The sequence below is a fragment of the Pseudomonas sp. Sample_9 genome (genome assembly GCF_004307535.1).
Classification (GTDB): Bacteria; Pseudomonadota; Gammaproteobacteria; order Pseudomonadales; family Pseudomonadaceae; genus Aquipseudomonas; species Aquipseudomonas mercuritolerans.
This window is the reverse complement of sequence record NZ_RAZO01000369.1, coordinates 1-8006: the sequence shown is the minus strand read 5'-3', so window position 1 is coordinate 8006 and position 8006 is coordinate 1. Positions and strand designations below refer to the sequence as shown.

The window sequence follows — 8006 nt, the reverse complement described above, 5'->3', positions numbered from 1 at the left end:
CCTGTCACGCCGGGGGTCGCGGGTTCGAGTCCCGTCCGCTGCGCCATATTCGGTAACCTGGACCACTGAACGCCAGGTCGCCACGGAAAAACCCGCTGAAGCGGGTTTTTTTCTGTCTCAAGGTTGTGCCCGCGGGATGTATCGTTTCACCGGTTTTCAGATTTTTTTGAAAAATATTCAATTAAATCAACACTTTACGAAAACTTGTGGCATAATGCACCCCGTAACGAAGCGAAGGGTGATTAGCTCAGCTGGGAGAGCGTCTGCCTTACAAGCAGAATGTCGGCGGTTCGATCCCGTCATCACCCACCATTCGTTTCAAGTGTTACGCGCAGCGGTAGTTCAGTCGGTTAGAATACCGGCCTGTCACGCCGGGGGTCGCGGGTTCGAGTCCCGTCCGCTGCGCCATATTCGGTATCTGGAACTGAACGCCAGACACCACAAAAAGCCCGCCTTGTGCGGGCTTTTTGCTGTCTGCGATTTCTGTAGGAGCTGACGATTACAACGAGGCTGCGATCTTTTGGCTTTTTTCATACAAGATCAAAAGATCGCAGCCTCGTTGCGCTCGTCAGCTCCTACATGGGATGTGCAGAGGCATTCTGACTGTGTCGATAATCGCTCACCGCCTCGTACACCGCCCTGCGCAGGCGATTGATCCCGCCAATCGGCCGATGCGCCTCGATGCCGAACCACGGATTGAACGACAGGTTGTCGCATTGCAGATTCAGCGCCGGCGTATCGAAGTCCTGCGCGGGCAGGATGATCCGCGCCACGGTTTCAAACGGTGCATCCTGCTCACGCCACTCAATGCTCGTGTCCTCGATCGGCATGTATTTGTTCTCGTCCTGGCGCTGGATCTGCAAGGCAAAACACGCCGGCACCCGATCCGTCGACAACTGTTGATTCAGTGCACTGCGCAGGAAATTCGGCAAGTCGTGATTCTGTTTGGGCAGCGTATACGCCGGGCAACTGTCCGGATCCGGCACGACGCGGAATTTCGCATTGGCCTCACCGAACTTGTAGGGCGATACCGAGAAATATGTGGTCTCGGTCGGACTGTCCGGCGGCGCTGACAGGGTTGCCAACGCGATGAATAGATGACGGACCTGCCAGGTGCGCGGATCCCATGTCGGAAAAAACGCCATGACCCTCTTGCCGTCAGCCTGCGCCGCCACATTCTGACGATACTCTGCGACATTGCTGACAAAGAAATTCGGATGGCTGAACATCACGAAATCCTGTTCATGCTGGTCCTGGCGGTTGCCGAGCAGTTGCGTGCCAGGAACCTCAAGCAACTTGATCGCCATTCCGCGCGCGTCGCGAATGCTGTCGAATTGTGGATAGGCATTGCCGTTGGACAACCGGATCAACGCCTGCCAGGTCTTGCCCGGCTCGCTAAACACTCCCTGTCGCAGCGATTGCGCCAGTTCCGGTAACACCTGCACTTGCGCCTTCACGCAGCCATGCGCTTTGGCGTGGGCATCGCGCAGATAGCGCGTGGGTTCGCGGTGCTGGTCGACGATGCGCACTGCGGTTTGAATGACGTCCTGGGTCATCGCCGCTTCGCCTGCTGGAATCTGTTCCTGCGCCGACACCGGCCCGCGATGCTGCCAGGCAAACCACGCGGTGGCGATGGCCCAGCCGAGCAGGCCGATGACCAGGAGGATCAGCAGAGTCTTGCCAAGCAAGCGCCCCAACCAGAGCCAGAAACGCGCGAGCGGCGGCAGTTCCTTTTTGAATGTCGGCATGATCATGGCAACTGCGCCTCCAGTGGTCCGCCCAGTACTTTCAGGTATTCGAGTAGCGCCCAGCGCTCCTCGGGTTGCAGGAGTCGGCCGATCACCCCGTTGCCGCGTGCGCCGGCGCGGAATTCGTGGCCGCTGTTGTGGTTGCCGCTGATGCGCGTGTCGAACAGAAAACCGTTGGTGGAAGGCTCGGTGCGATAACCGAGATGGCGCGGGTCGTATTCGAGCGTGCCTTTATAGAAGGTGGTTGCACGCTCATCCTGCGGTGACAGCAACTGATAGATGCTCGGCACCGAACCGTTGTGCAGAAACGGCGCAGTCGCCCACACGCCTGCCAGCGGTCGAGCCTTGTAAGCGACTTTTTCGCGCACGCCGATCGGCAGGCCGAAACCGTCCATGCGCGGTTTTTCTTCCGGCGTGATCTTCGCTTCTTGATAGGCCCGGTTTTCCACGAACGCGGTGACGTAAGCCAGGCCCTTGGCCACCGACAATTGGCTCAGATCAAGCGGCTCCTTGGGTTCGGGGTGCAGTTTGACGTCCATCTTTTCCAGCTCATTGACATCCCATTGCAGTGCGCTCAGGTCGAAACGGTGACTGGCAATGTTGTTGGCCGCATTCGGATCGGTGCCGATCACCTCCACGGGAAGCATGTGCAAGTGCTGCACCCAGCGTTCGCCTTCCTGCGATTGGCGCGGGACATGGCAGCCGGCGCAGTTTTCCGCGAACAGCGCGCGGCCTTTGGCGGCCAGCGGCTTGTCGATGGCACCGAACAGATCTTCCGGCCAGGTTGGCGGCTTCAACTGTTGCAGGATTTCTTCGATGGCGTGCAGATCACGCACGCGCACGCTGGAAGGGTAGCGCTCGGCGCCTTGCAGCGGCTGACCGTTGGCGTCGAAGAAATTCAGGGTGGCACCGACGCCGAGCGCTTCGCCGATATTGCGCGCCATCGGCTGCTGGGCCGAGCCATTCCACTGCACCCAGTCGAACGTCCACATGTCCCACAGCTGCGGGTAATCCACCGGGGCATCGGCCACGCGGTAGTTGGCAGGGGAAATCGCATCACCGAACGTGGCGTTGGCTATTCGGCCGAACGCGTCGGTGCGGCCCGGGCCTTCTTCGGTCGGATAGAGGCCGCGATGGGTGTCGTTCCAGGCCACTCTGAGGAAAGTATTCAGCGAGGTTTTGAAGTCTTTGCGCAATTGCTCGTGACGAGTGTCGTATTCATCACCCAAAACGGTTCTGGCGAAGCGCTCGAATTTCCACGGGTTGTAATAGGTCGAGGCCAGACTTGCGACCAGGGCCTGTCCGAAACTGCCACCGCGCAATGTAGGAACGCTGGAAGGCAACACATGTTGCGCGGTACCGCCATCGATGCGCACGGCCTGACCTTTGAAGCGCAACTCGCCGGTGTGGCAAGCGGCGCAGGTGATGTCCAGATAGTGCTCGGAGGCGTTGCCGGGATTCTGATGCCGGGCAAAACCGACGGGCAGGTTGCCGGGATTGTTCAAGGTGGCTTTTTGCTGCGGATCGACCAGGAAGCCGAAGCGGGCGAGGTATTCGGGCGAGGCGAATCTTTGTTCCGAGAACGGCAATTCCAATGCCTGGAACCACTCGTAACGCAGGCCTTTGACTTGCGTACCTTGCGGTGTGAAGTAGTAAGTCTGGCGTTGAGCTTCGCTCCACTGATCCAGATAACGTACCTGTTGCGGCGGGGTGTAGAAGGGCAATTTCGGGTTGGCGACGTAATAGACAATCACCGCAACGGCGATTAACGCCAGCACTATAACCACACTGATAACGCGGAATAAGAGGCGCAAGTTGAACATCCTTGTCGAATTGTTGCGCTGTTATGCCTGAGTGGCGCTGGCTGGGCAAGTGGCCATTACGCCAGAAGCTGAGGCAAGCGCCGACGAGGCTTGTCGTCCGTGGATGACAGAAGCTTCATCCAGCCATCGGCCAAATGCGTTTTAATCCCTGAACTTATCGGAAGAATCCTGCTCTCATGCCGGTAGCCATTGGTCGTGGCGGCCTGATAAGCTCGCGGCTTTACTCGATTGCCCATTCGGCGCATGAACAAGGAAATAGCATGAAACAGCATCGGTTGGCGGCGGCGGTAGCCCTGGTTAGCCTGGTACTCGCGGGTTGTGACTCGCAGACCAGCGTAGAGCTGAAAACCCCGGCGCAAAAAGCTTCCTACGGCATCGGCCTGAACATGGGCAAAAGCCTTGCCCAGGAAGGCATGGATGATCTGGACTCCAAAGCGGTAGCCCAGGGCATCGAAGATGCCGTTGGCAAGAAAGAACAGAAGCTGAAAGATGAAGAACTGGTTGAAGCCTTCGCCTCGCTGCAAAAGCGTGCTGAAGAGCGTATGGCCAAGATGAGCGAAGAGTCGGCAGCCGCCGGCAAGAAATTCCTCGAAGAAAACGGCAAGAAGGCTGGTGTAACCACAACCGCCTCCGGCCTGCAGTACGAAGTAGTGAAGAAAGCCGATGGCCCACAGCCTAAGCCGACCGACGTCGTCACTGTTCACTACACCGGCAAGCTGACCAACGGCACCGTGTTCGACAGCTCCGTCGAGCGCGGCAGCCCGATCGATCTGCCAGTCAGTGGCGTGATCCCGGGTTGGGTTGAAGGTCTGCAACTGATGCACGTTGGCGAGAAGTACAAACTGTACATCCCTAGCGATCTGGCTTACGGCGCTCAGTCGCCAAGCCCGGCAATCCCGGCCAACTCGGTTCTGGTTTTCGACCTGGAACTGCTGGCCATCAAGGATCCAGCCAAAGAAGACGCCGCTGCCAAGTAACACGCAACGGTATCGCCAACAACGCCTCGCTTATGCGGGGCGTTGTTGCAACTGCAGGTCGGGAAAGGTAAACAGAGCGAACTGACGCCGTTCAACACAGTCATAGCTTTGAGGCTGCCCGCGCTAGACGCCCTGAGCTGCCAAGTCAATGAAATATTGGGCTTTTTTATGTGAGTAAAAAACGCCCGATCTGAGCGCAGCCCTTATGAAACGGGGCTCTCAGCGCTGAAATGCAGCTCTGTTCACAAGGTTATCCACAATTTGTGTGGATAACATTTCAACGGGAAGAATAGATGAAAGCTCCGTGGAATTTCGCTCGATTCCTGCCGTTGGCCGGTCGCCTGCTGGCCCGTGGACGCCTGCCGACCCTGTTGTTTGCCGTGGCCAGCAAAGGCGCGGCGCAAGGCAATCGCCTGGGCAAGCTCAAGGATGATCTGCGCTTGCTGCAGTCGTTATGCCTGGCCTACTGGCGTGGCGAGTATCGCGCGATCAGTGCCAAGTCGCTGATTTCGGTGGTGGCCGGCCTGATGTATTTCCTCAGCCCGGTGGATGCCATTCCGGATTTCATTCCCATGTTCGGCATGCTCGATGACATCGCTGTCCTCGCCTGGTTGATGAAAACCCTCGATGACGAACTCAACGCCTTCCGCCTGTGGCGAAAACGCCAGCAGCCCGAAAAGCTGGCGGTGGTTGAACGCCTCCCTGATACCCCTGAACAATTGCAGCTGCAAGGCCCGAAAAAGCCCTGACTGATCAGGACTGCCTACAGATAGATACCACTCGCGACCTTAGCCGCTGTTAGGATTACACTTCTAGGGAAAAGTGCCGACTCGCTAAGTGGTGTTGTCCTACGGGGTAGTCATGGATATTCAGATAATTGCACGCGATGGCGAACCCGAATACGCGGTTCTGCCGTGGGCTCAATATCAGGCTTTACTGAAAGCAGCAGGGATCAACGCAGCACCGGTGCAGCAGCCAGCAGCGCCGCTCGCCACCTCGCCGGAGCCGATTCTTCCGGGTCTGGATCAATTACGCAGTTTGCGCGAAGGGAAGGGCATCGCCATCGAGGCGCTGGCCCGCACGGTAGGCATCAGCCCGTCTTACCTGGCCATGATCGAAAGTGGTGAGCGTCAGCCCGACGCCGCGATTCGCCGCAGCCTGGCCTGGGAACTGACGGTGCCGGGTTGGAGGGACGAATCGTGAGCGTACGCATCAGCCGTCAACATTGGGACGGATTGCTGGGGGAACTGGACCAGGCGCGCCGTCAGCGCCATCTTCTGACCTATCGAGCCTTGCTTGAGCGTTTGCAGCTGCCGACGCCGGCGATGCAGACGCTGACGGCTGCGCTGGAGCATCTGGCCGCACTGGATGCCAAAGCCGAGCAGCCTTTGCGCAGTTCGCTGGTCATCAGTCAGGGTGCGAGTCGTTTGCCGCGTACCGGGTTCTTTGAATGTGTCGAGCGTCTGGGGCGCTTTTCCGGGCCGTCAGATGGCGTTGCGGCGGCGTCCTGGCATGCGTCGGAAGTAGTGCGGGTCTTCGAATACGAATACCCGGAATCGGCGGAGGCCTGAGTGTTTCTGTGGCTCAAGGCGCGGGCCGGTTACTGGCTGGCCCGCAGGCTGTTTCATTGGTCGTGGTTCGTTCGCCAGCCGCGTGGCTGGCGCTGGCTTGAGGGCCAGTTTGCGCGCATGGCCAACCTCGGCGATGTCGATGCTCAAAGCTTTTATGGGCACATTCTGACTTTTCGCGGCGTTGGGCTAGGCGCGCGTGAAGAAGGCGTGCGTCTGCTGCGTCTGGCGGCGTTGGCCGGCGACGGTAAAGCCGCTTATCAAGTCGGCGTGATCAGCCTCGCCGGTACGCCGAGCAAGGCGCCGGATCCCGTTGAGGCCGCTCGTTGGTGGAGCATGGCCGCCAAGGCCGGCCACCCGTTGGCCGAGCTGAAGCTGCAACAGCTGAGGGCTGGTGATTCAACGCAGTAATTCCATGTATGTCTTCTAAATAAACGCGGCGTGAGGTTTTCCTCACGCCGCGTTTACGTTTCTGCCTGCACGTTTTTCGATTGATGCTGGATTGCAGATTAGTCCTACATCCTTTGCCTACTCGCCTGACTTCTTTCCTCTTTGATCCCCCGCACAGTTCCCGCGACTAATTTCTTGCGCGAGGGACCGCTCATGCTTCAGCCCGTTTTTCAGTCCACCTTGTTTGCTCGCGTGTGTTGATGGAAGCCATCGCGCGCATCGAGCAGGAACTCGACAGCTTTCCGCAAACGCTCAGCCTCTACCGCGAACAGCTTGATCACTGGCTCAGTCGCAGGGCGGACCAGATCAGCGAGGCAGCAGACCTGCCGTCGCTGGTGGGTATGGAGCGGATCATCCGCTTCGGCGATAGCAGCACGGCGGTCAGCAGCAGCGACGACGAATTTTCCTCCAGTGTCGTCCAGTGCCCGCAGGGCGGGCTGATGCAGATCGAGAGCAAATTCGAATCGGTCTATGACATCCCGCTGGGCAACATTTCCGTCGATGTGGTCGACGTGGATAGCGGCAAGACCAGCCCGGTCACCCTTGATCAGCAGGGCAAGGCTGAATTCAGAGGCGAAGAGGGCAAGTTCTACCGCGTTTTGGTTCACAGCGCTGTCACCTCCAGTCAAGTCACCGAGCTGTTCGAATCCTACGACGGTTTGACCGGCGAACTGGAACACTGGCTGCGTAGCGAGTGGCAAGGTTTCAAGCCGCAGTGGTCACAGTCGGTGGCGATAGCGGCCAGCAACGGCATGCTTGCTGGAAGTTGGGCCGCTATCGAAGGCGTGTGGGACAGCCTCGGTCTGCTCTCGGAAATTCTTCAGGATCCCGGCAAGTTTGCCGAGCGTCTAGGCAGCGGCGCGGCTGATCTGATCGAGCTGGCACAGACCGCTCCGGATCTCATGGAAAAGCTGCAGTTGCTGGTCAGTGACGAGGCGGCGATGTGCTTGCTGCTGCGGTCGGCGAGCCTGTGGCTGGACATGCTGCCGCCCAGCGCGATTGCCGACAAGTCCGCTGAAGTGGCGTCGATGATGATCGTGCAACTGATCATCGATGTGTTGATCAGCGTGGTGCTGACGTTTGTCGGAGCGGGGGCGGGGATCGCTTATCTGACGCTGCGTCTGGCTGACCGCGCAACGCAGCTGTTCAACGTCGCCAAGCGTCTGGTCAAGGCGCTGTTCAGCATCGTCAACGCCTTTATTGAATACGTCGACCGCTACAAAGCCGTTGCCGCGCGGGGCATCGCCGCCGGGGTGAAAAAGGGCCGGATGCAATTGCGCTGGGATGCCAAGCGCAACGCCATGTTGAAGAAAGACGAGCCCCACGACGACGCGCCCGACCAGGCGAAAAACCCCAACGGCGATGCCGCCGATTGCGTGCCCAAAACCTGTACCAATGGCTGCCCGGTGTCGATGGTCACCGGCGAAGAACTGCTGACCC

At 58.9% G+C, this 8006-nt stretch carries 7 protein-coding genes, 2 tRNA genes and 1 pseudogene; 8 read left to right on the top strand and 2 right to left on the bottom strand.

The window, feature by feature from the left end; genetic code table 11:
- Positions 1-236: 236 nt before the first annotated feature.
- Positions 237-312, top strand: a tRNA-Val gene (locus tag D6877_RS21220).
- Positions 313-331: 19 nt separating this feature from the next.
- Positions 332-408, top strand: a tRNA-Asp gene (locus D6877_RS21215).
- Positions 409-575: 167 nt separating this feature from the next.
- Here the strand turns inward: D6877_RS21215 and D6877_RS21210 are convergent.
- Together D6877_RS21210 and D6877_RS21205 are read right to left on the bottom strand one after the other, a co-directional pair.
- A complete protein-coding gene (locus D6877_RS21210; protein ID WP_130912019.1) occupies positions 576-1754 on the bottom strand; it encodes a catalase family protein in 1179 nt (392 codons plus the stop codon).
- Positions 1751-3562, bottom strand: coding sequence for a di-heme-cytochrome C peroxidase (locus D6877_RS21205; protein ID WP_130912018.1), 1812 nt, complete (start codon positions 3560-3562; stop codon positions 1751-1753). Before D6877_RS21205 ends, D6877_RS21210 begins: the two co-directional genes overlap by 4 nt.
- Before the next feature lie 269 nt (positions 3563-3831).
- Between D6877_RS21205 and D6877_RS21200 the strand changes: the two genes are divergently transcribed.
- The 6 genes and pseudogenes from D6877_RS21200 to D6877_RS21175 all read left to right on the top strand — a co-directional run.
- The gene (locus tag D6877_RS21200; RefSeq protein ID WP_016773732.1) at positions 3832-4548 is read left to right on the top strand and encodes an FKBP-type peptidyl-prolyl cis-trans isomerase; all 717 of its coding nucleotides are present in this window, start codon (positions 3832-3834) and stop codon (positions 4546-4548) included.
- 293 nt (positions 4549-4841) lie between these two features.
- Positions 4842-5297 (top strand): YkvA family protein, encoded by a 456-nt coding sequence (locus D6877_RS21195; protein ID WP_016773733.1) that lies wholly within the window; start codon positions 4842-4844, stop codon positions 5295-5297.
- Between the two features lie 112 nt (positions 5298-5409).
- Positions 5410-5751: a helix-turn-helix transcriptional regulator gene (locus D6877_RS21190; RefSeq protein ID WP_130912017.1), complete on the top strand. Its 342-nt coding sequence runs from the start codon at positions 5410-5412 to the stop codon at positions 5749-5751.
- A complete protein-coding gene (locus tag D6877_RS21185; protein WP_003223109.1) occupies positions 5748-6119 on the top strand; it encodes a hypothetical protein in 372 nt (123 codons plus the stop codon). Before D6877_RS21190 ends, D6877_RS21185 begins: the two co-directional genes overlap by 4 nt.
- Positions 6120-6527: an SEL1-like repeat protein gene (locus D6877_RS21180; protein WP_130912016.1), complete on the top strand. Its 408-nt coding sequence runs from the start codon at positions 6120-6122 to the stop codon at positions 6525-6527.
- Between the two features lie 239 nt (positions 6528-6766).
- A pseudogene (locus D6877_RS21175) lies at positions 6767-8006 on the top strand (type IV secretion protein Rhs); the annotation flags it as partial.